We start from the raw sequence: 26,180 nt of genomic DNA on the forward strand, positions 1-26,180 counted from the left end.
TATTAGTGAGGTTTACCACTATGCCTATTCTATTTGATCCCATTCAGTTGGGCGCAATAAAAGCTTCCAACCGTATCATCATGGCTCCTATGTCACGTTCAAGAGCGACAAAAGATCACATTCCCACCCCTATGATGATTGAATATTATCGTCAAAGGGCAACAGCTGGCTTGATCATTTCCGAGGGTACAGGAATTTCACAAGAGGGAATGGGATTTCCCTACGCTCCTGGTATATGGAATAAGGAACAGGTTGAAGCTTGGAAACCCATAACCCGGGCTGTTCATGATGAAGGCGGTAAAATTATTTGCCAATTGTGGCATATGGGACGCACAGTTCATTCTTCATTTTATCCATCTCCCATTTCTGCATCAGCAACCACAGCGCCAGGTCATGCACATACTTATGATGGGAAGAAACCCTATGTTCAGGCAAGGGCTTTACCTGTTGATGAAATTCCAAGATTACTCAATGATTATGCCAAAGCGGCACAAAATGCGATGAACTCTGGTTTTGATGGTGTCCAGATTCATGCCGCAAATGGCTACCTGATTGATGAATTTTTACGTGACAGCAGTAATTTCCGTCAAGATGAATATGGCGGTTCAATTGAAAATCGCCTACGTCTACTAATCGAGATTACGCAAAGGGTTTGCCATGAGGTGGGTTCAGATCGAACATCTGTGCGTCTTTCTCCAAATGAACGTGTACAGGGTGTATTTGACAGTAATGCCAAAAGTCTTTTTATCGCTGCCAGCCAAGCGTTGAGTAGAGAAAAAATTAATTTCCTGGAAGTCAGGGAACCACAAATCGGCAATAAAGATAATTATGTGGAGAAAGATTTGACAGAAGCTGACTATCATCCACCGATTTTTCCTTCTATGCGGGAAAATTTCAAGGGTAATTTCGTTATTAATGGAACGTATAATGGTCAACTAGCCCAAAAAATTGTTAAAGCGGGACAAGCCGATGCAGTTTCTTTTGGCCGTCCTTTTATTTCCAATCCGGATTTGGTCGAAAAAATTAAAACGGGTAAACCTTTTGTCCCACATGATTCGTCCATTTGGTATACTCAGGATGAAAAAGGCTATATTGACTTCAAGTAAAATAATGAACGAATAGCCTTCCCGTATCTTTAATGATAATATCATTATGTTCATTTGCTTACGTCAATAGATAAAACTGACTTAACAAGATAATAATATTGGAAAAATTAAATGGTTACTTTATTTGACTCTATTCAATTGGGCGCAATAAAAGCATCTAACCGTATCATCATGGCACCCTTAACCCGGGGACGGGCCACAAAGGATCATATTCCAACTTCTTTAATGATAGAATATTATCGCCAAAGAGCCTCTGCAGGTCTGATCATTTCAGAAGGAACAGGAATTTCACAAGAGGGATTGGGATGGGCATATGCTCCAGGCATATGGAATAAACAGCAAGTTGAGGCATGGAAACCTATAACCCAGGCTGTTCATGATGAGGGGGGTCATATTATTTGTCAGTTATGGCATATGGGTCGAACCGTACATCCATCATTTTACCCTTCTCCTATTTCCGCATCAGCAACCACAGCTCCAAGATATGCACACACATATGAAGGAAAAAAGCCGTATGAAAAAGCGCGTGCATTACCCAAAGAGGAAATTCCCCGATTAATCAATGATTATATAAAAGCTGCAAATCATGCCATGGAAGCGGGATTTGACGGTGTACAAATACATGCCGCCAATGGATATTTGATTGATGAATTTTTAAGAGACAATTGCAATTTTAGAACGGATGAGTACGGCGGAAGTATTGAAAATAGAATCAGGCTACTAATTGAAATAACACATAATGTCTGCAAAACAGTGGGATCAGACAGAACATCAGTTAGACTTTCACCAAATGAGGAAATTCAAGGCGTTCATGACAGTAATCCCGAACCATTATTTATTGCCGCCTCAAAGGCTTTAAGTAAAGAAAATATTAATTTTTTGGAAGTGAGGGAACCACGACCAGGTGAAGACAATTTCGTCATGTCAACCCTTACAGATCAGGATTTCTATCCCCCTATCGCTCCCGCAATGAGGAAAAATTTTAAGGGAAATTTTGTTATTAATGGTTCCTATAATGGGCACTCTGCTCAAAAAATTATCAAGAACAATGAGGCGGATGCCGTTTCATTCGGCCGACCATTTATTTCCAATCCCGACCTTGTTCACAAAATTAAAAATGATATCCCCCTAAAACCATCTGATAGCAAAACCTGGTTCAGTCAGGGAAAAGAAGGTTATACGGATTATCCCGTTGCAAAATAATCCAAGCTCTACTCTGGTTTATAAAAATTGATCAGAGTAGATTTAAAAAATGAAATTATAAAACCCGACTAGCTATCGTTTTTAAACGTTCAACCAAAACAGGATCACGTTTTTCCGGTGCCGTTATCAATGCATAATCCAGGGCATGTTTACATTGACATTCACTGTTCCCCTGAGGTCTTTTCCCTAAAGCTGGAATAAATTTCTCAACCAAAGAGCTGGCATGTCTGGCATTTTGCTTCAGTATTCTGACAACAGCTTCAACGCTAACCGCATCATGTTCCTCATGCCAACAATCATAATCGGTAACCATAGCAATTGTCGCATAACAGATTTCTGCCTCTCGCGCCAAAGCTGCCTCTGGCATATTGGTCATACCAATAACCGACGCACCCCATGAACGATAAAGCTGACTTTCCGCCCGTGTTGAAAACTGGGGGCCTTCCATAACAAGATAGGTTCCCCCCTTGACAACTTTGATTTCTGATTGTTTTGCCTGTTCATACAGCATCTGACTCAATTTAGGACAAAATGGATCAGCCAGAGATACATGGGCAACCAATCCCTTTTCAAAAAAACTTTTGGTTCGTAAACGTGAACGGTCAATTAATTGATCCACCACAACAAATGTACCTGGGGACAATTCCTCTTTCAGGGAACCGACAGCAGAAACAGAAACAAGATCCGTAACACCTAGTTTTTTCATCGCTGCAATATTCGCCCGATAATTCACATCTGTTGGAGAATATACATGGCCCCGACCATGTCTCGGTAAGAATACACATGAAACACCATCAAGTGTGCCTTTTAATAACTGATCGGATGGCTTGCCCCAGGGCGTATCAACTTCCACCCACTGCTGATCACTCAAACCTGAAATATTATATAATCCCGAACCACCGATAACCCCAATGACTGGCTTATCATGAGTATGACTATTTATTGACATTTGACCACACTTTACGATTAATAAGAAATACAAGAATAACGATAAAAATCATATAAAGAAAAAGCATTATTCCCATACGATGACGTTCTGTCAAATGGGGATGTGCAGCCCAATTCAGAAAAATGACAACATCTCTTGCTTGTTGTTCAACAGTTGCTGGCGTGCCATCTTCATAATGAATATCTCCATCAGTCAAAGGAGGTTTCATCCCTATCTGGTGATGCGGTGCATAAAGATTATAATATGAGGCTTTATTGTCAAAATGAAAACCTGATGGTGCAGTTTCATAACCCAATAATAGAGCCATCACATAATCGGCCCCGTTTTTTCTGATCATCATGTAACGTGAAAAATCCGGCGGTATTTTACCGTTATTGGCTGTTTTCGCAATATTATCATTAAAGTACGGTTTTTTTAAATAATCAGTTACATTGGCTGAACGGTAATAATCCTGCCCTTGATTATCCTTGCCATCCATGACCTGATCCCTATGGGCAATTTTATCAATATGCTCAAGAGTCAATCCCATTTGCTGCAAATCAGCATAACGCATCACATTGATGGAGTGACATGAGGCACATTTTTGTCTATAAACCTGATAACCCCTTTGCACACTCGCATTGTCAAAATATCCTAATGAACCTTTAAAGCTCCACTCATAATGCGGTATAGTAATTTCATGATTTTTAATTAATTGATTTTTATCCGCTGCCCAGATTGTCATCATTGCCGTTATAAAAATCAGGATATTTAAGAAAAAACCTAGAACAATCTTCTTAACCATGCCCATAAATCGCGTCCTATTTATTATCACATAATGAAGAATCATGTAATTTACATCGAATTTCAAAACGGGCCGATAAGGGTAAAATCACTAAAAAATGGCAATAATAATACAATAATGAAAGACGTCCCATCCATATAAGTGAGTTAAATGTATGAAATTTTCCTACAATACCCAACATTACGAAAGCAATAACCAAAATAATCAATGATATACGGTAAATAGGTCTGTATCGTGCCGATTTAACAGGTGATGAGTCCAGCCACGGAACCAAGAATAGAAGAAAAATCGTTCCTGCTGATAAAACCATTCCCCCAAATTTATATGGTATTATTTGTAAAATTCCATAAAAAGGTAGGAAATACCATTCTGGAGCAATGGATGCTGGAGTTTCCAGTGGATTGGCTGGAATATAATTTTCACTATTTGTCAACAACCCTGGTTCAAAAAAAATCAAAATAACCATTATTAATCCGGAAACGCCTAGAACCAGCCCATCTTTTGCCACAAAATAAGGAAAGAAAGGAAGAACATTCTTTTTTGATGTAATATCGATTCCTTCAGGATTATTGGATTTTACATGATGCATGCAAATGATATGAAGAAAAACGATAAAACAGATTACAAACGCCATAACAAAATGAATTGTATAGTAACGATGTAATGTCAGTGCGTTTGGTATTTCCCCACCCATCAACCAACCGGACAAATTTTGTCCTATGATTGGAATGGATGAAATCGCTTGAATAACTACATTAGCAGCCCAGTAAGACATTTGCCCCCATGGCAATATATATCCAGCAAAAGCCGTTATCATTACAGAAACTGTCAAAATCATCCCCGAACACCAGACCAGCTCTCTTGGTGATTTATAAGAACCGTAATATAATCCCCTAAACAAATGCAAATATAGAAAAGCCAGAAACAAATTTGATCCTGCCATATGAATGGATCTAATTAACCAGCCGCTTGGCACCCTTCTTTCAATCATCTCTATTGATAGAAAAGCATGATAAGGCAAAGCCGTATAATATAAAGTTAAAAAAATCCCCGTCAGTAACATCAAGAATAAAATAACAGTTAAGGCAGCACCAAATGTCCACCAAATATTCAAATTCTTAGGCATTGGAAACTGAATGTATTCTTTCTGAATTACCGAAAAAAAGGGAAAACGTTTGTCCAGCCATAATTTAAAAGACTGTTTGTTCCTAACAGTTTTTTTTCTTTGCCCATTCTGGGATAAATTCAGATCACCCATGCCATTAACTTACTCAATAAAAAGCATACAAATTCTAAAAAATTATAAATAGTATAATAAATAACAATTTCGCCTTTATATTGCTACAATTCCATGTAAAATAAAACCAGTCATGTTTTTTATTAATGATTTACTTGTTTTTTCCTCTTAAAAAAATAATTTTCTATAAAGCAATCCTTCATGTCTTTATCGATATCCAGACGACATCTACTTAAATTTTTATCTCTGACAGGTATGACAACAGCTCTACCCTCATTGCCTATTAAGGCTAATGAAGTTTTATCAACGGTTGACCCTACTAAAGATGGTAAAGATGACTATTCACTTATCGTGGGTGGTACAAAAGAAAGTCGAATAGGTCAATTTTCCAGCACACTAGCAGATTTATTTAAACAGAATATCGAGAGTAACCCTTTGTTATCTCTGCAATTCACAACTGGTTATGATAGTGTAACAGCATCAAATTTATTCGATACAAGATTAACCCAAGACGGCTCGATCGCATTGATAACTTCTGGATCTGCCATTATCGCAGCCTTGGCCGCTGATCCGCGTGTTCATTTTGATTATCAACATTGGATACCTGTATTTTCAACCATCACTCCAATTATTGTCATATCGAGACAACCTTTTCACAACTCTATTCCTGATCTTTTAAAGAATAGAACAATGAAAGTGGGAGTCTCCACCCTTATTGGAAAAGAACTTCCAACATTATTGGGAATTGAACTTTTACAAATCAGTACTAAACCCGTAATCGGAATTACAACGTTATCAACTGGAATTGAAGCATTACGTAACCGAACAATAGATATATTACAGATAGATTCCCCTGAGGGGTTTGCAGAACTGCCAAAATTGTTGGCCGAGGGATTTCATATCTTTTTTTCATTTGATCAGGAATCCTCTTATAGCCCTTCTTTTTCCAGTCTCTACACGAAATTGCCCCATTATCGCACAGGCAACACATTATTTGAAATATGGCAAACCCTTGCCCTTGCAGCCAGAATTAATTTTGCCGTTTTTTTGCCCATGCTGACCCCTTCAGCGCTTGTTACAAAATGGCGTTTGAATTTCGAAAAAATCACTGATAATCCTTATTTTCAATCAATTGTACATGCCAACAATATTGTCACTCAAAATAGTTTAAAAACAATTGATAATTTTTCAAAATTGATCCCCTCTGCTACAGCAACTTTAGCATTGAGACGCTGGTTGTCATTGAAAATTTCCCAATGGGAAAATTGAAAAAAATTCTAACGCCTTTTTTTCAGTAGAATTCTAACCGCTCCATTATTCGTGGCAGACACATAGGAAGTTGCAAGTATCATTGAATGTATATAAGGACGATTTAACCAATGAGGTAATTCTCTTTTGAGTATACCACCACCTTGGGATAGATTTCCAACACCTGTTATAATTTCGATACATCTTATTTGTTGTCTATAGGCATTTAAAATAAAATTTTCCAAGGCTAAAAATGCATGATGTGCTGTAAAACCGTGTAAATCTAATCTCCATTGCGATTTTAACCCGCCATTCTGAAACTTCTTCCAGGTATTTTTATCCAGTCCGGGTTGTTTCTGTCCAATTGCCATGAAAGAATCATTTTTATTATCTAATTGATTCTTATGAGCTTTAAAAAGTTTATAATGCTGTATGAACAAGGAATTTTCATTCAGCACTATTTTCTTAATATTGTTCGTCTGTTTGAAATTATTTTTATTCGTTTGTTTTTGAGACATGAAAAATGAATCAAGATCATTTTTTATATATATTAATTTATCCCGTTTTGCAGATTTTTTAATTGAATATGTAAAATTATCCCATAATATTCGTTCCTCTTTACTAAGCTGTCTTTTTTTCAAAATAATCCTCTTTCATTTACCCTTTATCTTATCACAACAAAAAAACCTTTCACCCGTTTTAACAGGTGAAAGGTTAAACAAATAAACTAGCTTGAAATTATGGATTCATTTTATCAATAGATTGACCTTGATATTTTCCTGTTAATGATTTCAGGAATTCTACAATATCATCAACATCCTGATCTGGAATTTGATGATCAGGAGTTTGATATTTAACCATTTCAATTACAGCCTCTTTTAGGGTTTTCGCACTGCCATCATGAAAATAAGGCGCGGTCAAGGCAATATTGCGTAATAAGGGAATCTTAAAGAAGAAACGATCATTTTGATCATGTGTAAAATTAAATCGGCCAAAATCCGCATTTGTCAAGGCTTTGTTTAGACGATCCTGGAAAAAATCACGTTGCAGTCCCATTTTGGCAAAAGATGCTCCACCAACACCGACTCCATTATGGCAACTTGCGCAACCGATATTCTTAAAAACTTGATACCCATGTTTAGCCCGTTCACTAATCGCACTATCTATACCCTTCAAATACATATCAAAGGTACTGTCTGGAGTAATCAAGGTTTTTTCATATTCTGCAATCGCTTCTGTTATTGTTTTCTGGTCAATTACGGGGCTGTTATAGACATTCATGAAATCTTTTTCATATGAAGGGTCTTTACGTAATTTGTCAGCAACTTCCTCCCATTTTTTTGATCCCATTTCAATCGGGTTCATTACGGGTCCTGCAGCCTGTGCCATCAGATCGCTGGCTCTTCCGTCCCAAAACTGAGTGTGATTGAATACAGAATTATATACGGTGGGTACATTGATAGGACCTTTTTGACCATTAATCCCGGTTGCTGTTACAAGATTATCCACCCCGCCCTTTTTCAGATCATGGCATGAAGCACAGGTAAGGGTATTGTCACCAGACAAACGTTTTTCGAAAAACAGTTTTTCTCCCAGGGCAACCTTTTTGACATCGACCTCTAAAGATTCAGGAATAGGTTGAATGGGTTCATCAGCAAATTGTTCTGCCACACCTGATGTTGCGTAATTTTGTCTACGTTCACGCTTTATCCATTTAATCACGGTATCCCGTTGCTCAGCTGAAAGACGTGCATGCCAGTGCATTAACAAATACAGTGATGGCGGCATTAGATTTCGTTGCATTACGAATTCTATACGAGACAGGGAAACATTATCAACTGGCTCGCCTTTATTCATCGAATCAAGAACGGGTTCAAGATGAAAATTTTCCAGTCCCTTTGTGCGATCACTTTGCATCAACTGATTTGCCACAGGTATCTTGAAATAGAAAGGCATATCCACTTTTTGCGTATGACAGTAATCACAACGGGCTTCCCTTAAAACATTAAAAGCATCCATCGCCATTTTATCGTGACGCAATGGTGAACTATCTGACAAACTAGGAGCTGTAGAATGATCATAACGGGTTAAATACGTAACAACCCCTCCATAAACGATGGCAAAAACCACCAGAAGCATTAAAATAAGTTTTTTCATCCACTGTTTTCCAAACAATACATAACCTAGAATTTTTATAAATCTTTAGAATTTCAAAAAAAATATCAAGTTTTGAATTAATAATAAATCAGAATTTATCTTTTATTTGGTCAATACCGCTTTTTCCAACCTTTCTTTGGCAATTTTTACATAATTTTTATCAATATCCATTCCTATGGCCCTTCCCCCTTCATAATGAGCTGCCAATAAAGTAGTTCCTGTACCCATAAACGGATCCACTACAACTGGATTTTTTCTTCCATGCAACCTTAGACACATTTGGGGCAACGCAATTGGAAAAGTTCCAGGATGATTGAATTTTTCCGATTTTTTTCTAATCGTGTCATAGGGAATAAACCATACATCACCTCGACAACGTAAATCATACGTATGAGATCGTCTAGCAATATTGGACTTATCCTTATATGGAACCCCTACATTGAGACGATTTAACTGCACGATTCCAGTTTTCGTCAAATGGAATATATATTCATGATTGCGATGCAGAAATCGTTTGCTGACTACAGGTTTGAAATGACCGTAACTTTCCTCACCTATTGAAATAGACTTCACCCATTCTATGTGATTTTGCAATATGAAAATTTTTCTCAATCGGACAATCAGTTCAAATGGCAACCAAGGATTTGATGATGATCCGGCAATATTCAAAAAAAACGAAGCATCATCCTTCATGACTCTTTTAATTTCAAAACAGATTTTTTCAAGCCAATCGAGATATTCTGCCTCTCCCTTTTTATCCTGATAAGCGCTATAGACTATACCAAGGTTATATGGAGGAGAGGTAATAAAAACATCTACGGAACGGTCTTTCATTTTTTGCAAAACCGTTAAACAATCCCCCCTAATAATAGTATGCCTATCAATCCTGAAGCTATATGGACGTAATAAAAGTTCCTGTTTTATTTGAACTTTGGTCTTTTTACGTAAAGACACCTAAAATCTCACTTGATTATCGCTTCACTGATGCAGGAACTGACTGATTGGAATGGGAAAACTGACGGGGCAACAAAAGATATATCTTTCCTTTTTCATTCATCAGCCCCGCATACCATTCAGCGGTCTTACCCCATCCGGTGAATAGGTCCAGCCGGTTCATTCCATGAATATCCCCGCCCAAGTCATGGGCAAAGACCATATGTTTCCATGACCTTTTATCCTGATGTCCAGGTTCAGGCATTAGGGTTTCAATCCATAAAGGACTACCCAACGGTATCCATTTTTTATCAACAGCAGCAGATCGGCCTGCACTTAAACTAACATTAAAAGCACCTTTTGGTCCTTCATCAAGAATTTGATTATTTAAAATTTTAAAGAAAACGTAATTTTTATTTTCTTCCATCAGGGAGAGTGCTTGATCAGGATGGTTGAATAACCACGTCCTCAATGAATAAATATTGATTGCATCAGAATTCATATATCCTTTGTCAATAAGGATTTTTCCTAATGGTGTATAGGGTTGTCCATTCTTGCCGGCATAAGCCAGACGTAAAATTTTACCGTCCGGTAACAAAATCCGGCCTGATCCTTGAATTTGCATAAAAAACAGATCTGCCGAATTTTTTAACCATACAATTTCAAGATTTTTACCGTTTAATGCCCCTCTGTCAATTTCAGCACGTGTGTAGTAGGGAATGAATTGATTATTCTGCATGTGACCATACTGAATTTGACCATCAACAGTTTTACGCGCTTTCAGATCGTTGGGACGTGTATATACAGGTACTTGATAATTGCCTGTTTTTACAGTTGACCCTTCAATTTCTGGTTCATAATATCCTGTCACCTTTCCTTTCTGAATTCTATAGGAATATTGATAGGGTTGCAGCCATTGTTCAAAAAAGTTTTTCACTTGTAGAGGTTGTTTGATATCAATCTGTTCCGCAGCAATACAAACTGGAATCCAATCCTTAGCCTGACTTCCTGGCAAACCGCTAACTCCCCCTAGATAAGTGGTAGATGGCAATTTTTTTATCTGCCTACAGGTTTGACGAAAAACTGTCAAAATTTGTGAGTGGTTTTCCTGATTCCATCCCTGTAATACCTGATAGGAAACCGGATAGAATTCTGACAGTTTTTCCTGACCTTCCTGTACACAAGCGGTCAGACATATTCCAAGGGAAATCGATATTGCACGAACAAAGCGTTTCATAACAAGCCTATTAAATTCAAGTTCCTGTACGAGTTGATTTTAAACGCCAGGAAATATCCTGACCATTCATTCCTAATACACGTTCAAATAACCAGAAATCAATAAATTCCGTCACAGATTCCGTGCCAACTACAGGTTCTTTCTTTTTATCAAATATACAATTCAGTTGATCGGAAATGATCTTAACCTCAATCAATGCTTTTTTAGGATCAACTTCAGATTTAATCTCAGCTTTTGTTATAGCGATCGAACAAATTGCTTTGATTTCAATTTTCTGAATTTCGTGTGCCTCTTGACGTTTTTTAATGGCCCTTTCAAATGAAGAATAGGCATCTGATGTCAGCATTGACCTAAGACCATTTAAGTCTGCATTAGCAAATGCAGTTAGAATTTTACGAAATACTATTTCAGTACCTGCTACAAATTTTTGCGGAACAAAAGTTGAATCGAGCGCGCTAATTTTTTGTAAAGTCTGTCCTAATTCACTATTGGCAGCCGGTATTTCATAATTAACCTTGGGTACAGGTGCTACTGCTGGCTGTACGGGTTTATTTTTTGTATTTGATAAAAAAGCTGGTGCTTTAACTGTCAAGGAAATGGCTTCATGTTTCTCAAATCCAGTTTTTTTCCCTAATACGCTTCGCAAACGGAGAATCAGAAAAATCGCTATCAAGGAAAATATTATAATATCTATGGGAATATCACCTACAGAAAAATCCATCTTTTAACCTGTTAACTTGAACCTATATTGAAGTTATTTACTATATTCTTTTATGATCATTTAAAACATTAAAAACAAATTATTTTATTTAATTATTTCAATTTTTAAACTGCCTCTTGTTTTTTTATTATAAGTTTAATTAGTATAAATCGTTTTATTTAATGATAAAATTTATGTTATATGAAAATTTAAAAATTTTTAAATTAAGAATATATAGAGAATATAATGACTGACTCAACAAATACGGTATCGAGCAATCAAACAGAAGGAACACCCCCTTCCCTTCCATTAACCCTTAATATCCAGTTTACAAAAGATCTTTCATTTGAAGTCCCTCACGGAGCTGCCATTTTCGCAAGTTTGCAAGAGGCTCCTCAAATATCGGTTTCAATTGACACAAATGCCAACCGATTAAATGAAAACGGAGTTTATGAGGTCAGTTTAAAAATTAAAATTGACGCTGTAGAGGCACAAAAACAAAATGAAGGTGCCAGTCGCACAATTTTTATTGCGGAACTTATCTACTGTGCTGTTGTAACCCTGAATAATCCGCCAGAAGAATTGATTGAACCCATTCTTCTTGTCGAAGTTCCTCGTTTGATTTTCCCTTATGCACGAAATATTATAAGTGAAGTTACACGAGATGGAGGGTTTCCACCCGTTGTTCTACAACCCATAGATTTTGTTTCTTTATGGCAAAATAAACAACAACAGGCAGCCCAAACACATACCGAGGCAGGTCATGCATAATTTTGAGCATGCTATCACTTTATAAGATAAAGCATGGATTCAGTAGAGGGATGATCCGCAACGACAATCCCTTTCCACTGAAAATTCTCCAATACCTTTTTCACTTTTTCACTTATTGCAATAGCATAAATCTGGTTAAGCAAATATCTATACTCTTCATATAGAAGATCCTTAAAAAACTGGGCTGTTTCCGAAGAGAAAAATAGAATTGTATTAATTTCCCCCTGTTTGAGTTTCTCAATAAAAGAAAAAGGTATAAAATCTTTTTGTCTGGTTTCGTACACTTCTTCCACAATCATTTTGAAACCATAATTTTGTAAATTGGAAATCAATTGTTTTCCCTGCCCTTTTCCTACAGGAAACAATAAACCGCCTTGTTTAGGAAACAATTCCCTTTGAATTAAATCATTCAAAGCGTTCGAATCTTTATGCGCACTTTGAACCTTTTCAAAACCAGCAATTTTAGCATCATGCGCAGTTATATCGCCAACAGCAAAAACAGGGATATCCCTATATCTTATATCTTGCCGAATAAATAATTTTACCGTAGAAATGATGGCTTGGCGGCTTGTAAACAAAATAGCCTGAATTTGATCAATATTGGTAAATTCAACAGATAATTGATTAACATTCATCAAGGGTAAGGCTAATGTTTTCCATCCCAATTTCTGAACCTTTAAAATCGTTTCACTCAACCCTGGTTCTGGCCGAGTTATTACAACATAATTTTTTTGCTTATCACCCAATTTCAAGACTCAAAAATATCATTCGGACTATCTTTACGCAATTGTTTACCTAACTCATGACCGATCAATTCAGCTTCTTCCAGAGTTCCTATAACATCTTTTTTGATTAAAAAAGAACCGTCTTCTCTTGCAACCAATCCCGTTAAATGCAACCGTTCTTCCTGACCCGGAAAAGAAACAACCCTTGCATACCCGCCAATTGGTGTTCGACAAGATCCATCAAGCTCAGCCAGCAAGGCACGTTCAGCGCTGGATACCGCCTTTGCCTCCCTATTTTCAATTGCCGAAAGCATCTCAAGCAATTCTGTGTCTTTTTCTCTAACTGTGATTCCAACAATACCTTGACCCGCCGCTGGAACCATAATTGAGGGATCAATCAAAACATCAATTCGATGCTCCATATCCAGTCTTTGCAATCCTGCAGCAGCAAGAAAAGTTGCATCAAATTGTTTTGAGGTAATTTTATCCAAACGTGTCTGAATATTACCCCTCAACAATCCAAATTTCAAATCAGGTCTATAATGCAGCAATTGAGCTTGACGTCGTACGGAAGAAGACCCGATCAACGCGCCTTTTGGTAAAACATCAAATGGATTTTTAGAATCAATGGGTTGATATTCACTTCTAACAATTAAAGCATCCCTCGCATCTTGTCTTTTTAGCGTACATGCCAAAACAAGACCTTTGGGCAGGTCTGTTTCTAGATCTTTAAGGCTATGGACAGCAAAATCAATATTCCCTTCCAACAGCTGTTCATGAATTTCCTTGGCAAATAATCCCTTGCCACCGATTTCAGCCAAACGTCGATCCTGTATGCGATCTCCTGAAGTATGAATTTGAAATTCCTGAAACGCCCCAATCTGACGTAATAAAGGGCAGAATTGTGTCAATAATGTGAGAAAATTGCGAGTCTGGACCAAGGCCAAAGGAGAACCCCTGGTTCCTACTCGCAGGGGCAGTCCTCTTTTTCCATGGGCTTTAATATAGTTTGCTTTCTGTAATTCCGCAGCCTTGGCGGCAACCCGTTGTAAATTGGGATTTGAAGCAATATGTACTATGTTTTTGATATCCATAAAAATATACTTTATCTATATTTATGCTCATATTCTCTTTAAAAGAAAAATATTCATTATGATATCCATACACCAAACACGTATAAAAACAAATAACTGCTTTAAAATTCTGGCTATTGAATCTTCTTGTGATGATACAGCATGCGCAATCATTCGTTCGGACGGAATGGTTTTGGGAGAAAAGGTTCATTCACAAAAGGAACATGTTCATTTTGGTGGTGTGGTACCAGAAATAGCTGCCCGTGCTCATATGCACCATCTTCCTTCTTTGGTAAATTCATTGTTGGATGAGGCAAAAGTTTCTTGGTGTCAAATTGATGCCATTGCCGCAACCTGCGGACCCGGTTTAATTGGTGGGGTGATTGTTGGCAGCAGTTTTGCAAAAGGTCTGGCACTTTCAAAAAAAATTCCCTTTATTGGTATCAATCACATCGAGGCTCATGCCCTTACCGTCCGTTTACCGGATATTTCAAGCAAGAAAATAGAATTTCCCTATCTATTATTTTTAACATCAGGTGGCCATTGTCAATGTATCTATGTTGGCGATGTCGGTAAATATCAGCATTTGGGAGGTACTATTGATGATGCGGCTGGCGAGGCTTTTGATAAAGTTGCAAAAATGCTTGGACTTCCCTGGCCTGGTGGTCCAGCTCTTGAAGCCTTGGCAAAAGAGGGAAATGAAAATGCATTCATCATGCCTCATCCTTTATATGGCCGTGACGGATGTGACTTCTCATTTTCCGGACTTAAAACGGCAGTAGCTAATTTACTAGAACCCTATAAGGACTTATCTTGCTTGCCACGCTCTTTGGCAGCTGACATTGCGGCGAGTTTCCAGAAAACTATAACGGATACCATTGTCAACAGATTAGAGAATGCCATTCAAATGGCCCCTAAAACCAAAATTCTTGCGACAGCTGGTGGGGTTGCGGCCAACCAATATTTAAAGTTTCATCTAATGAGACTTGCCAGTCAATATAATATGGAATTTATAGCACCTCCAATTCGTTATTGTACGGATAACGCAGTTATGATTGGATGGGCAGCAATTGAAATTTTAAAAAAGACCATTACAAATAATTTTATTCCAAACGACATTGATTTGATACCTCGTCCACGTTGGCCTTTGTCTGAAATGAAGTCTCGTTTTGAACACTGAGTCTTTTATTATTTGAAGGATTATGAAACATGAAGAAATCGATTGCTGTCATTGGTGCCGGCGCTTGGGGAATAGCCCTTGCCATTCATGTTGCTCGTACAAATGCCAACGTATATTTATGGAGTAGAAAAGAGCTTCCCGATCCGAATACAAAAACACTTTCAAGATTAAAAAATTTCCCTTTACCAGATAATATTCAGGTTCATAATTCATTTCCAAAGAATGCCGACCTTATTTTCCTGGCAGTACCTCTTCAATTTATCCGCTCCATTCTACCGAATATCAGTAGTTTACAATGTCCGATTATTGTCTGCTGCAAAGGTGTAGAACAGCAAACCCTTAAATTTCCATCAGAAATAATTGAAGAATTTGTGTCAAAACAGAATATTGCCATTTTGTCAGGCCCAAATTTTGCTCACGAAGTAGCAGCAAATTTACCAACAGCCAGTGTTATCGCGTCTGAAAACATACAAATGGCCCAGGAAATTTCAGATGAAATTTCAACTTTTAATTTTCGTTTTTATAAAAATGATGATCCCATTGGTGTTCAAATTGGCGGTGCTGCAAAAAACATATTTGCAATTGCCGCAGGAGCGGCAATTGGGGCCGGTTTGGGGGAAAATGCCCGTGCTTCGCTAATAACCCGTGGTATTAGCGAACTCTCGAGACTCAGTCTCGGATTGGGAGGATCTCCCAGAACATTATCAGGATTGGCTGGATTGGGAGACATGATTTTGACATGCACGGGAACGTCATCTAGAAACTATTCATTAGGAATCGAGCTAGGTAATGGAAAAAAACTTGACGCCATCCTAAAGGAAAGAACTGTCGTGACAGAAGGCGTTACAACCACTCCCGCCTTGCTTAAAAGAGCGCAAAACCATCATATTGACGTTCCAATTATTGAAACAGTCGCCGCCATATTAAGTGATAAAATCACCATTCATCAAGCAAAGGAAAGATTGATGTCCCGTCCCATTCCTTTCGAATAAATAAACATTTATATTTGAAATAATATTTAATATAATAAAAAAAATTTTAAAAATCTTGTCAACGAAACTGAATCCATAACATATATAATGACCACATCACTCTATGATTTAACTATATCCTCTTCTACAGGAGAAAGTATTAACCTTGGTAAATTTCAGGGTAAGCCTTTATTAATTATCAATACCGCGTCTCATTGTAAATTTACGCCTCAATATGAAGATTTACAGGATTTATGGCTTTATTTTAGAAATTGGGATTTGAATATTATCGCCATTCCTACCGGTGATTTCGGCAATCAAGAGTTTGAAACAAATGAAGAAATCAGGAATTTTTGTCTTAAGCGTTATCGTATTGATTTTATTCTGGCCCAAAAAAGCCATGTAAAGGGAAAACAGGCCATTCCACTTTTTCAATGGCTGAATAAGGCAGGGGGATATATATCAAAACCAAGATGGAATTTCTATAAATATATTATAAGCCGTCAGGGTAAGTTGTCATCTTGGTACTCATGTTTAACACGTCCTTCATCCAAGAGGTTTATTAATGCGGTTGAACGTGTAGCCTATGATTTATAAATCTGATAATAACTAAATAATATTGTTTTATAAAACACCTTCACCTTGGTAAAGGTTTCAATGTTTAAAAATCTTTTAACAGTCAGTGGATGGACCATGTTAAGCCGTCTTCTGGGACTGGTTCGGGATCAACTGCTTGCCGCCTTTCTTGGGGCCGGTTCTTTACAGGATGCCTATCAGGTTGCCTTTAGGTTACCAAACATGTTTCGCCGTTTATTTGGTGAAGGCGCTTTTAACGCCGCTTTTGTCCCCTTATTCACCCTAACTCTTGATAAGAAAAATATCAACGAGGCTAAGCATTTTGCAAATGAATCGTTCAATATTCTTATATTTATCTTGTTGATTTTTACCTTACTGGGTGAAATTTTTATGCCCCAACTGCTTCACATCATAGCTCCAGGTTTTACCACCGATAAAAATCGTTATCATGAAGCCATTATTTTAAGCCGTATCACCTTTCCCTATATGATCTTAATCTGTGGAGCAGCTTTATTGGCTGGTGTTTTGAACAGTTTACATCATTTCAGCATTGCCGCTGCTGCTTATGTCAGTTTTAATATATTTGGAATTGCCGCGCTGCTCTGGTTAACCCCTTTTATGCCAAACGCAGCATGGGCTGCAGCATGGGGAGTTACAATTTCAGGAGTGGCCCAGTTTGGCATTTTATGGTTAGCGGCAAGAAAAGCTGGGATCACTATCCTTTTCCATCGGCCAAAATTAAGTCCAAGTATCAAAAAACTCTTTAGGAAGATGACCCCCGGTATTATTGGAAGTGGCATCACACAGATCAATTTAACCATTGATACAATCATCGCCACCTTGTTACCGACCGGTAGCGTTTCAGTCATGTATTTTGCTGACCGAATTAATCAGCTACCCCTTGGTGTTCTGGGGGCTGCTGCAGGAACAACCCTATTACCCCTATTGACAAAAGAGCTTAATACCGGAAATAAAGAAGCTGCCTTATCCATTCAAAATAAAACTCTTGATTATTGTTTGCTTTTGACACTTCCTGCAGCTTTTGGTTTATTTACTTTGGCCCCTCTTATAATTTCAACTTTATTTGGTCATGGTGCTTTTAATCTTGACGCTGTCTGTAAATCAGCTCAATCCTTACGGACCTATACAGTTGGCCTTCCAGCCTTTATCCTTATCAAGGTTTTATCTCCCGGTTTTTTTGCCCGTGGTGATACATCTACTCCTGTAAAAATCGGTATATTCACCCTTTTGTTGAATTTCATCCTGAATCTTATATTCATGTATCCTCTTGCCCATATGGGCCCCCCTCTGGCAAGCAGTATTGCGGCCATTGCTAATGTCGGGGCCCTTGCTTTCATTTTATGGAAGAAAGATGCGTTTTACCTACCAGTTTCTATAATAAAACGTATCATTTATATGCTTGTTGCCGCATTCATCATGAGTTTGAGCATATTTTTGACAGAAATGATTTTCTTTCAAAATATAATTAAAAATCCAATTTTATTTCGTATAATAGATCTCTCTATTTTAGTGTTAACAGGCGGAATTGTTTATGGAGGAATTCTTCACATTCTTGATATCATTGATTTGAATTCGACTTGCCTAAAAGTCAGACAAAGAATTTTAAAACAATAAATTAAAAAGCAATTTAAACAGGTATATATGACACTTCCTTCTGCAAAAGGTGCCACACCCGTAATGGCACAATGGTTTTCTCTTAAAAAAGAACATCCTGATGCCCTTCTTTTCTTTAGAATGGGTGATTTTTTTGAACTGTTCTTTCATGATGCAGAAGCGGCGGCAAATGCACTCGATATTGCCCTGACTGCTCGTGGTACCCATGCCGGACAGCCAATTCCCATGTGTGGTGTTCCCGTTGGTACTGCTGCAACCTATCTTGCTCGTCTCATCAAAAAAGGATTCAAGGTTGCCGTTGCAGAACAAACAGAAAGTCCAAAAAACAGAGGAAAAAATCAAAAAGGCCCGCTTTCAAGAGCTGTTATACGTTTAATCACTCCAGGAACCCTGACCGAAGATGAATTATTAAAAGCTTCTCAACCAAATTATATCCTTTGTATCATCCCTGACCTTAAAAAAAATTCCTCCAATCTGGGAGCGGCATGGATTGATATCTCAACAGGAATTTTTGAAACCAGCTATTTCAAATCCTTTCAATTAGATGATTTTTTAGCCCGTATCAATCCCTCTGAAATCTTGGCACCCAATCGTTTATATCTAAATTCGTATGAAAATCGCCAAACAATATTGAATGAAATCAATAATATCAAGATTGCTCAAAAACAACTTGCAAATTTATTCAATATCAACTCCTTATCCGCACTAGGTGATTTCAAAAATGAAGAAATTATTGCTGGATATGAACTGATCACCTATATTAGCCAAACACAAAATGGTAGAATTCCACAATTATCACGTCCTCAATCACAAAAATACGAATCAATCCTAGCTATTGATCCAGCAACGAGAAACAGTCTTGAAATTCTTGAAAATAATGCCGGCAACAACCAATTTACCCTATTTTCCAGCATTAACCGTGCCATTACGGCACCAGGTTCAAGAATGTTGGCGAATTGGCTGTCGTCACCCCTGACTGAAATCGATAAAATTGAAGCCCGACAAAAAGGATGGATTTATCTATATCAAAATACACAGCTTCTAACCCTTCTACACCAGACCCTGAAAGGTTCGCCAGACATTGCCCGCTCTCTGGGTCGAATTTCGGTCGGCAGAGGTTCTCCCCGTGATCTGGCATCCATACGAAACGGTTTGCATGTTGCCAGAAAAATAGCACAAATCTTGTCGAAATACGAAAAAAAAATTGATCGGACTCCACCTTATATCCATAAAATCAAGCATTATCTTTTATCAGGAAACATCCTTCTTGAAAATTTAACCAAAGCCTTGATGGAAAATCCTCCCCTTAAACTGGAAGAGGGTTCAATTATCAAAGAGGGTTATGATGAAAAGCTTGACACTTACCGTCATCTTCATCAGCAAAGCCGGCAAATAATTATTGATTTGCAACAAAAATACTGCAAAAAATATGATATCACCACATTAAAGATTCGATTTAGCAACCAATTGGGATATATCATTGAGCTCAGTCGTACTGCAGCCGCAAAATTAAAAGATTGTCCAGAACTGATTTTAAGACAGGGAACAGTTAATCTTGCACGTTATACAACCGACGAATTAAATATCTTAAATACAAAGATCCTTGAATCTTCCTCCATTTCTGCAGAATATGAAAAGATGCTTTTTGATAAGCTGATTGAGGAAACGTTACGGGAAAGGGATTTGCCGCTTCTGGCAAACGCCATTGCCGTCATTGATGTTTTACAGGCATGTGCGACGCTTTATTCCTCGCAAGAATGGTGTGTACCAACTTTAACCAATGATACACGCTTCACACTTAAAAACGCACGCCATCCAGTTGTTGAGGCCGCGTTACAAAAACCTGATAAGTTTACACCCAACTCCTGCAATTTATCCAACAATAAAAGGGTTATGCTGCTTACAGGTCCTAACATGGCCGGAAAATCAACATTCCTAAGACAAGTCGCCCTAAACGTCATTCTTGCACAAAGTGGTTTGCCCTTACCTGCAACAAATGCCGAAATTGGAATTGTCGATCGCCTGTTCTCAAGGGTGGGTGCCTCTGATGACCTTGCCAATGGCCGATCAACCTTTATGGTTGAAATGACCGAGGCAGCTTCAATTCTAAATCAGGCTGGTCCCCGTTCTCTTGTTGTAATTGATGAAATAGGAAGAGGAACTTCAACCCTGGATGGATTGGCCATCGCCTGGGCTATATTAGAAACCTTGCATAATACGATACAATGTCGTACAATTTTCGCCACACATTTTCATGAATTATCACAATTGACCCATCATTTGCCATTTATACAAAATTTTACCATGAAAATTAAAGAATGGAAAGGTTCCATAATTTTCCAATATGAGGTAGTGCCTGGCGCAGCCGAACATAGTTGGGGTATTCATGTCGCACAGTTAGCAGGAGTTCCAACAACAACGTTAAACAGGGCAAAATCGGTTTTACAAACTCTTGAAACGCAACAGTATGGTTCCCAAATCTCACTCCCTCTATCAGACACTGATGCAACGGTTGGAAATCAGGATCATTCCCAGGGAAATTTTGATACTGAAAAACGAAAAATGCTTAATGAAATAGAAACTGCCCTTATGGAAATCAATCCGGATCAAATCACTCCAATAAATGCCATAAATATTCTTTATAAACTAAAAAAAGTTATTGATAGATGATGATTTTTTTTTAATTATTATCTGTAAATGCCCTTTATTCCATTATGAAATTGGTTAAATAAATTGAAGCAATCTTTACTTAATTTCTCCTCTCACCCTGAAAAAGCGACAGAATCTCTTCGCAATTACGTTCAAAAGATTTTAAATAATAATCCAGATTTATCCAGAGAGGAATTGCTTCAGATTTTTAGACGTCATCTCGGGCGCATCCAGACACAAATTCAATCCGAATTTGAGATATCCAAAATTCCAGGACTGAAAGCCGCCACGGAATTGGCCGAATATATTGACGGTTTAATTACCGTTATATTTGATTTTATCTATAAAACCTTACCCTCCACAGATATCGCCACACATTCCATAGCATTGGTCGCGACAGGTGGATATGGAAGAAAGGCCCTTGCCCCGTTCAGTGATATTGACCTTCTTTTTTTAACGTCTGAGCGTCCCTCAAGCAATCTGCTCAATACGATTGAACAATTTTTATATTTTCTTTGGGATTTAGGGTTAAAAGTTGGTCATGCCACACGTTCCATTTCGGAATGTCTTTCAACAGCACAAAAAGACATAACCATTTTGACCACTTTACTTGATTCACGTTTTGTAAGCGGAGATCAGAAACTTTTCAACCAATTTAGTATTGAATTCAAAAGGACCCATGAAACCGTGGGTGATGTTCGTTATATTCAGGAAAAGCGTAAAGAGAAAAAAAACAGGTACAAAAAATTTGGAGAAACTCCGTATCTAGTTGAACCTAATATCAAAGAAGGTTTGGGAGGGCTAAGAGACTTACAGACAATTCATTGGGAATGCCGCTATATCCTCGGGTTAAATCAGCAGGACAATATCTTTATCAATCCATATATCGGATCCTTGAATGTACTGAATGAACAAGAGGTTCGACGTTTAAGGAGAGCGCATAATTTTTTATGGACGGTTCGTTTTCAGTTGCACTATATCGCAGGACGAGCTGAAGACCGATTGACTTTTGATATGCAGCCCATCATTGGGGGGAGGATGGGATACACACGACATGGACAACAAGTCGGTGTTGAACGATTTATGCGACATTATTTTCTTACGGCCCGCGAAATAACGCGTTTAACCTATGTTATCGAGGCGGCTTTATATCTTCATGCCCAACGGCTCAAAATAACCGATTATCAAAACAATAAATTTCTTGAACATACCGGTTTTGCCCTTTTAGAAAACCAGCTTTTTCCAACGCCAAAAATTTCATTTGACAATCAACCCATTTACATGATGCGGATGCTTAAGATTGCCCAGACCCAAAAACGTGCCATTCATCCTCTGGCAATTCATCAAATGATCAGAGCGGAACGACAGACCAACCTATTACGTGGGGACAAAGAGGCTTCCCATATTTTCCTTGATCTGTTATGCGATATACCGAAAGTACTTACTTCAAAAGCACGCTATAAACGTCTAAGCCAGAATAAAAATGAACGTCAGATAGCTGTTCCGTTTGACCCAGTCTCGGACGAACAATATAATTTTCATTGGCTGCAAATCCTTAATACAACAGGTGTATTGGGTCAGTTCATTCCTGAATGGCGTCATATGGTGGGACAGATGCAATTTGATACCTATCATGTATTTACCGTTGATCAACATAGTATTGAAGCTGTCAAACTTTTGGCGCTACTCGAAGCAGGATATTATCCCGAGGATTTGCATTTTGCCTACAAACTCATTCAGGGATTACAGTCACGACGGGCATTATATCTTGCCACCCTTCTTCATGATTCAGGCAAAGGCAAAGGTTCAGATCATTCTGAACTTGGTTCTCAAATGGCGGTTAATATTTGTGCAAGATTGCATATGTCAGCCGATGAATCAGATACCGTTTCCTGGCTTATCCTTCATCACCTGCTTTTAAGCAGTACTGCATTTCAACGCGATATCGATGACCCAAAAACAATTTTGGATCTGGTTGATACCATTCAATCTCCAGAACGTCTTCGTTTATTATTTTTACTAACCGTTTCTGATATTCGTGCCGTTAACGATAAAGTTTGGAATGCATGGAAAGCCACCCTTTTAGTCGAACTTTACAACCGAATATCCGAGGTGTTAGAAGGAAGTCTTGCAACTGCTGAACAAGATACCCGAGTCCACCAGAGTAAAGATAGTATCACCAACCTGTTGAATAGCAAAGAATTCAATTCATGGGAAATTGATGATTTTATCAAGCTGGGATATGCCAGTTATTGGCTATCTTTTGATCAAGACACATATTTGCGCCACGCGGAAATAATTACGAAAGCTAATCAATCAAGCTCTCCCCTAACGGTCCATACCCATCCCATTCATGACCGTGGTGTCACAGAAGTCACCATCTATACACAGGATCACTCCGGTTTATTTTCAAAAATCGCAGGTGCCCTATCGATTGCTGGGGCATCCATTGTGGATGCACGAATTCACACCCTCACAAATGGCATGATTCTGGATACATTCTGGATACAAAATGCCTCCAAAGATGTTTTTGATGAACCCCACCGCCTGAAAAGAGTTGAGGAATTAATTCATTCAACTCTCGAACAGAAAACAGACATAGAACAATGCATATATAATTATTCCCATCACCTGTTATATGGAAGACGTATGCGGGCAATTCATGTCCCTCCCCGTGTTGTTATAGACAATCAGGCTTCTAACAGTTTTACCGTCATTGAAATCAATGGACGTGACCGGATTGGTTTACTTTATGATGTGACAAAGACTATTAAGGAACAAAATCTACAGATAAGTTCCGCCCATATTACAACTTATGGTATTAGAGCTGTGGATGTTTTCTATGTTAAAGACGCGTTTGGTCTAAAAATTCAAGATAAAACCAAATTGTCTCTCATAAGAGACGCTATTCTTCAAAAACTATACCAAGCTGAAGAAAAAATTACTGGTCAACAATCTGAAAAATCTAAGGTAACACAACATCAACCTCAGTCAGAAAATATCAATTTATAAATTTACTTACTTTTTTTTCCAATGCAAGTTTTACCTTATCAATGACAGCTTGCCAGCTCTCTTCCCCATTCCCCGCTTTTTCTTGTTTGAATAATGTCAAAGTTGGATACCACAAATTCTTTTTTGGTATATCGGGACTTTGATTGTACCATCGCCAATCCCCACCATAACGGTTTAAAAGCCAGGTCTCTTTACCTAAAATACCGGCAAGATGCGCTATTACAGTATCAACTGTTATGATCAAGTCCATTTTCTGCATAATTATGGCTGTATCAAGTAAATCACCCTGTGGTAAAGTCAATATTTTATATTTATCAAGTAATTTCTGAGAAAAATTAATTTGTAAAGATTGAAAAATCACATGTTGAATTGAAAATAACGTTGATAATAATTTAAAAGATATAGACCTTATTCGGTCAAATCGATAATCCGGACTACCTGCCCAACAAATTCCAACATGAAATTTGTTTTCATGCAAAACTATTTCATTTGTTTTATCAAGAATAACTGTAGGCATAATTGGAATGAAATTGATATCTAACAAATAGGGCAAACTCATTAATCTTGCCTGGAAATCAATTGGCTGATTAATTTCCTCCCCTTTTACAATAACTTTACAAATATTATTTAATTCCTGTTGAACAATAACCAATCCAACCAATCGATATACAGGTAAAGGAACTTCCAAAATTATAGAAAGGTTTTTATCTAAATATGGCAGATACCGGATAAACTGAAGAATATCCCCCAATCCCTGTTCTGATCTTATCAGCAATGTGCCTTTTAGCACTTTCCCGTCCCAAAAAGGTATATCAGAATATTCTGGAGCAATTTCAAGTAAAGGATGACGAGATTCCATAAGTCTCCAGCCTTCTTTAAATTGACACTTAGCCAATAATATCGATGACAAATTATATTTTATTCTGTTCTGATCTTCCTCTGACAAAAAATGTAAATCATCATCATGAAACAATCTAATATACAGTTTTTCAGCCTCGTCAATCATTCCTAATTCAAAAAATAACGTACCTAAATTCAAGCCTATTTTCAGATCTGCCGGAAATTTGTCATAAACCTTCTTCAGTAACTTTAGAGATTTCAGCAATGATCCCTCTGCCATATAAACAAGGGACAAATTAACCTGACATTCTGAATTGTCATTCTGCTTATCAAATGCTTTTTCCAAATAATGTTTGGCTTCATCAATTTGATTTAATTGAAATAATATCCCCCCTAAATTAGCATAGGCACCGTAATCATCATGTTTTAAATGAATAATTTTCTTATAAACAATAACAGCTTCATCCAACAAATTTAACGCCTGCAAAACCAATGCAAGTTTAAATAGAAAATCTATTTCTCCTGGATTATTCCTGACAGATTCCTGTGCAACCGACAAAGCTGTTTCATAAAAATGCCGATCCCAATAAAAATCGATCAAATCATTCCAATAATTGAATGTCTTCTGTTGTAATTCAACCGCCTGCTTAAATGTCTGTTCGGCACGTGTATAATCATCTAAATCATTATAAACTCTTGCTATGGCGTTTAATGCCCGATCATCGGATGGTTGTAAAATAATTGCACTTTTTAGCGCTGATTTAGCCTCATTTAAATGACCCTGACAATGCAGCGCTTTCCCAAGAATTACATAATATTCAGGTTTGGAAGAAAGTTGGACGGCCCTACCTGCGAAACCTATGGATAGATCAAACCTTTTGGCCATATAAAAAACAAGTGAGCGCCCATATAATGCATCTGGTTCATCAGGATTGCTTTCTAAAATTTCAAAGAAAGCTTGATCCGCTTCTTGAAATTTTCCCTCGGATATGTAATCCATACCCAATTTTATCAACAGCTTATAATTTGTCATAAACAAATGTCACTTTATAAACAGAAGAATGGTCAAAAATTAATCAATACAAATTTTTTGGTTTAAAATTTCGTGCGTTATACATTTTTTTTATTCTATTATGAGAATAACAGTATTAAATAAGGTTAGTCTCTATCATAATCTTTGATTTTAACTTATAA

The 26,180-nt window shown here is 37.6% G+C and carries 21 protein-coding genes; 10 read left to right on the forward strand and 11 right to left on the reverse strand.

Features of this window, described 5'->3' with window-relative positions:
• Positions 1-20: 20 nt before the first annotated feature.
• Together GM552_RS05540 and GM552_RS05545 are read left to right on the forward strand one after the other, a co-directional pair.
• On the forward strand, positions 21-1,106 hold the full coding sequence (locus GM552_RS05540) for an alkene reductase (protein WP_155565614.1): 1,086 nt from the start codon (positions 21-23) through the stop codon (positions 1,104-1,106).
• 111 nt (positions 1,107-1,217) lie between these two features.
• Entirely contained in the window at positions 1,218-2,309 is a 1,092-nt protein-coding gene (locus tag GM552_RS05545) for an alkene reductase (RefSeq protein ID WP_155565615.1), read from the forward strand.
• Positions 2,310-2,364: 55 nt separating this feature from the next.
• On the opposite strand, the gene GM552_RS05550 is transcribed toward GM552_RS05545, so the two are convergent.
• The 3 genes from GM552_RS05550 to GM552_RS05560 are packed head-to-tail and all read right to left on the reverse strand — an operon-like array spanning position 2,365 to position 5,300.
• Positions 2,365-3,258 (reverse strand): S-methyl-5'-thioadenosine phosphorylase, encoded by an 894-nt coding sequence (locus GM552_RS05550; protein WP_155565616.1) that lies wholly within the window; start codon positions 3,256-3,258, stop codon positions 2,365-2,367.
• Entirely contained in the window at positions 3,245-4,042 is a 798-nt protein-coding gene (locus tag GM552_RS05555; RefSeq protein ID WP_196424857.1) for a cytochrome c1, read from the reverse strand. The genes GM552_RS05550 and GM552_RS05555 overlap by 14 nt, the downstream gene beginning before the upstream one ends.
• Positions 4,043-4,058: 16 nt before the next feature.
• Positions 4,059-5,300, reverse strand: a complete 1,242-nt coding sequence (locus GM552_RS05560; protein ID WP_155565618.1) for a cytochrome b N-terminal domain-containing protein — start codon at positions 5,298-5,300, stop codon at positions 4,059-4,061.
• 180 nt (positions 5,301-5,480) lie between these two features.
• On the opposite strand from GM552_RS05560, the gene GM552_RS05565 reads away from it, so the two are divergent.
• Positions 5,481-6,548: a hypothetical protein gene (locus GM552_RS05565; RefSeq protein WP_110438204.1), complete on the forward strand. Its 1,068-nt coding sequence runs from the start codon at positions 5,481-5,483 to the stop codon at positions 6,546-6,548.
• 8 nt (positions 6,549-6,556) lie between these two features.
• Here GM552_RS05565 and GM552_RS05570 read toward each other — a convergent pair whose 3' ends face one another.
• The 5 genes from GM552_RS05570 to GM552_RS05590 all read right to left on the reverse strand — a co-directional run bounded on the left by GM552_RS05570 (position 6,557) and on the right by GM552_RS05590 (position 11,575).
• Complete coding sequence (locus tag GM552_RS05570) at positions 6,557-7,045, reverse strand: Smr/MutS family protein (RefSeq protein ID WP_155565619.1); 489 nt, start codon at positions 7,043-7,045, stop codon at positions 6,557-6,559.
• A gap of 220 nt (positions 7,046-7,265) precedes the next feature.
• Positions 7,266-8,684 carry a cytochrome-c peroxidase gene (locus GM552_RS05575; RefSeq protein WP_155565620.1) on the reverse strand — a complete coding sequence of 473 codons (1,419 nt, stop codon included), beginning with the start codon at positions 8,682-8,684 and terminating at the stop codon, positions 7,266-7,268.
• A gap of 102 nt (positions 8,685-8,786) precedes the next feature.
• Entirely contained in the window at positions 8,787-9,638 is an 852-nt protein-coding gene (locus GM552_RS05580; protein WP_370533599.1) for a site-specific DNA-methyltransferase, read from the reverse strand.
• A gap of 16 nt (positions 9,639-9,654) precedes the next feature.
• On the reverse strand, positions 9,655-10,854 hold the full coding sequence (locus GM552_RS05585) for a murein transglycosylase A (RefSeq protein WP_155565621.1): 1,200 nt from the start codon (positions 10,852-10,854) through the stop codon (positions 9,655-9,657).
• A 16-nt stretch (positions 10,855-10,870) separates the two neighbouring features.
• Positions 10,871-11,575 (reverse strand): Tim44/TimA family putative adaptor protein, encoded by a 705-nt coding sequence (locus tag GM552_RS05590; RefSeq protein ID WP_155565622.1) that lies wholly within the window; start codon positions 11,573-11,575, stop codon positions 10,871-10,873.
• A 225-nt stretch (positions 11,576-11,800) separates the two neighbouring features.
• Here GM552_RS05590 and secB point away from each other — a divergent pair, with 225 nt between their 5' ends.
• Positions 11,801-12,325, forward strand: coding sequence for a protein-export chaperone SecB (secB, locus tag GM552_RS05595; RefSeq protein ID WP_155565623.1), 525 nt, complete (start codon positions 11,801-11,803; stop codon positions 12,323-12,325).
• A gap of 14 nt (positions 12,326-12,339) precedes the next feature.
• On the opposite strand, the gene GM552_RS05600 is transcribed toward secB, so the two are convergent.
• Positions 12,340-13,077: a uroporphyrinogen-III synthase gene (locus GM552_RS05600; RefSeq protein WP_155565624.1), complete on the reverse strand. Its 738-nt coding sequence runs from the start codon at positions 13,075-13,077 to the stop codon at positions 12,340-12,342.
• Complete coding sequence (gene hemC / locus GM552_RS05605) at positions 13,074-14,144, reverse strand: hydroxymethylbilane synthase (RefSeq protein WP_122123750.1); 1,071 nt, start codon at positions 14,142-14,144, stop codon at positions 13,074-13,076. The genes GM552_RS05600 and hemC overlap by 4 nt, the downstream gene beginning before the upstream one ends.
• A 58-nt stretch (positions 14,145-14,202) precedes the next feature.
• On the opposite strand from hemC, the gene tsaD reads away from it, so the two are divergent.
• The 6 genes from tsaD to GM552_RS05635 all read left to right on the forward strand — a co-directional run bounded on the left by tsaD (position 14,203) and on the right by GM552_RS05635 (position 24,146).
• Positions 14,203-15,303: a tRNA (adenosine(37)-N6)-threonylcarbamoyltransferase complex transferase subunit TsaD gene (gene tsaD, locus GM552_RS05610; RefSeq protein ID WP_155565625.1), complete on the forward strand. Its 1,101-nt coding sequence runs from the start codon at positions 14,203-14,205 to the stop codon at positions 15,301-15,303.
• 29 nt (positions 15,304-15,332) lie between these two features.
• Positions 15,333-16,295 carry an NAD(P)H-dependent glycerol-3-phosphate dehydrogenase gene (locus tag GM552_RS05615; RefSeq protein WP_155565626.1) on the forward strand — a complete coding sequence of 321 codons (963 nt, stop codon included), beginning with the start codon at positions 15,333-15,335 and terminating at the stop codon, positions 16,293-16,295.
• Between the two features lie 87 nt (positions 16,296-16,382).
• Entirely contained in the window at positions 16,383-16,871 is a 489-nt protein-coding gene (locus GM552_RS05620) for a glutathione peroxidase (protein WP_155565627.1), read from the forward strand.
• A gap of 60 nt (positions 16,872-16,931) precedes the next feature.
• Entirely contained in the window at positions 16,932-18,485 is a 1,554-nt protein-coding gene (murJ, locus tag GM552_RS05625; RefSeq protein ID WP_155565628.1) for a murein biosynthesis integral membrane protein MurJ, read from the forward strand.
• A gap of 27 nt (positions 18,486-18,512) precedes the next feature.
• Complete coding sequence (gene mutS, locus GM552_RS05630) at positions 18,513-21,155, forward strand: DNA mismatch repair protein MutS (protein WP_155565629.1); 2,643 nt, start codon at positions 18,513-18,515, stop codon at positions 21,153-21,155.
• Positions 21,156-21,218: 63 nt separating this feature from the next.
• On the forward strand, positions 21,219-24,146 hold the full coding sequence (locus GM552_RS05635) for a [protein-PII] uridylyltransferase (RefSeq protein ID WP_155565630.1): 2,928 nt from the start codon (positions 21,219-21,221) through the stop codon (positions 24,144-24,146).
• Here the strand turns inward: GM552_RS05635 and GM552_RS05640 are convergent.
• Positions 24,136-26,019 (reverse strand): lipopolysaccharide assembly protein LapB, encoded by a 1,884-nt coding sequence (locus tag GM552_RS05640; RefSeq protein WP_155565631.1) that lies wholly within the window; start codon positions 26,017-26,019, stop codon positions 24,136-24,138. The two genes, GM552_RS05635 and GM552_RS05640, sit on opposite strands and share 11 nt — an antisense overlap.
• Positions 26,020-26,180: the final 161 nt, after the last annotated feature.

The organism is Commensalibacter sp. ESL0382, assembly GCF_009725775.1.
GTDB classification, from domain to species: domain Bacteria; phylum Pseudomonadota; class Alphaproteobacteria; order Acetobacterales; family Acetobacteraceae; genus Commensalibacter; species Commensalibacter melissae.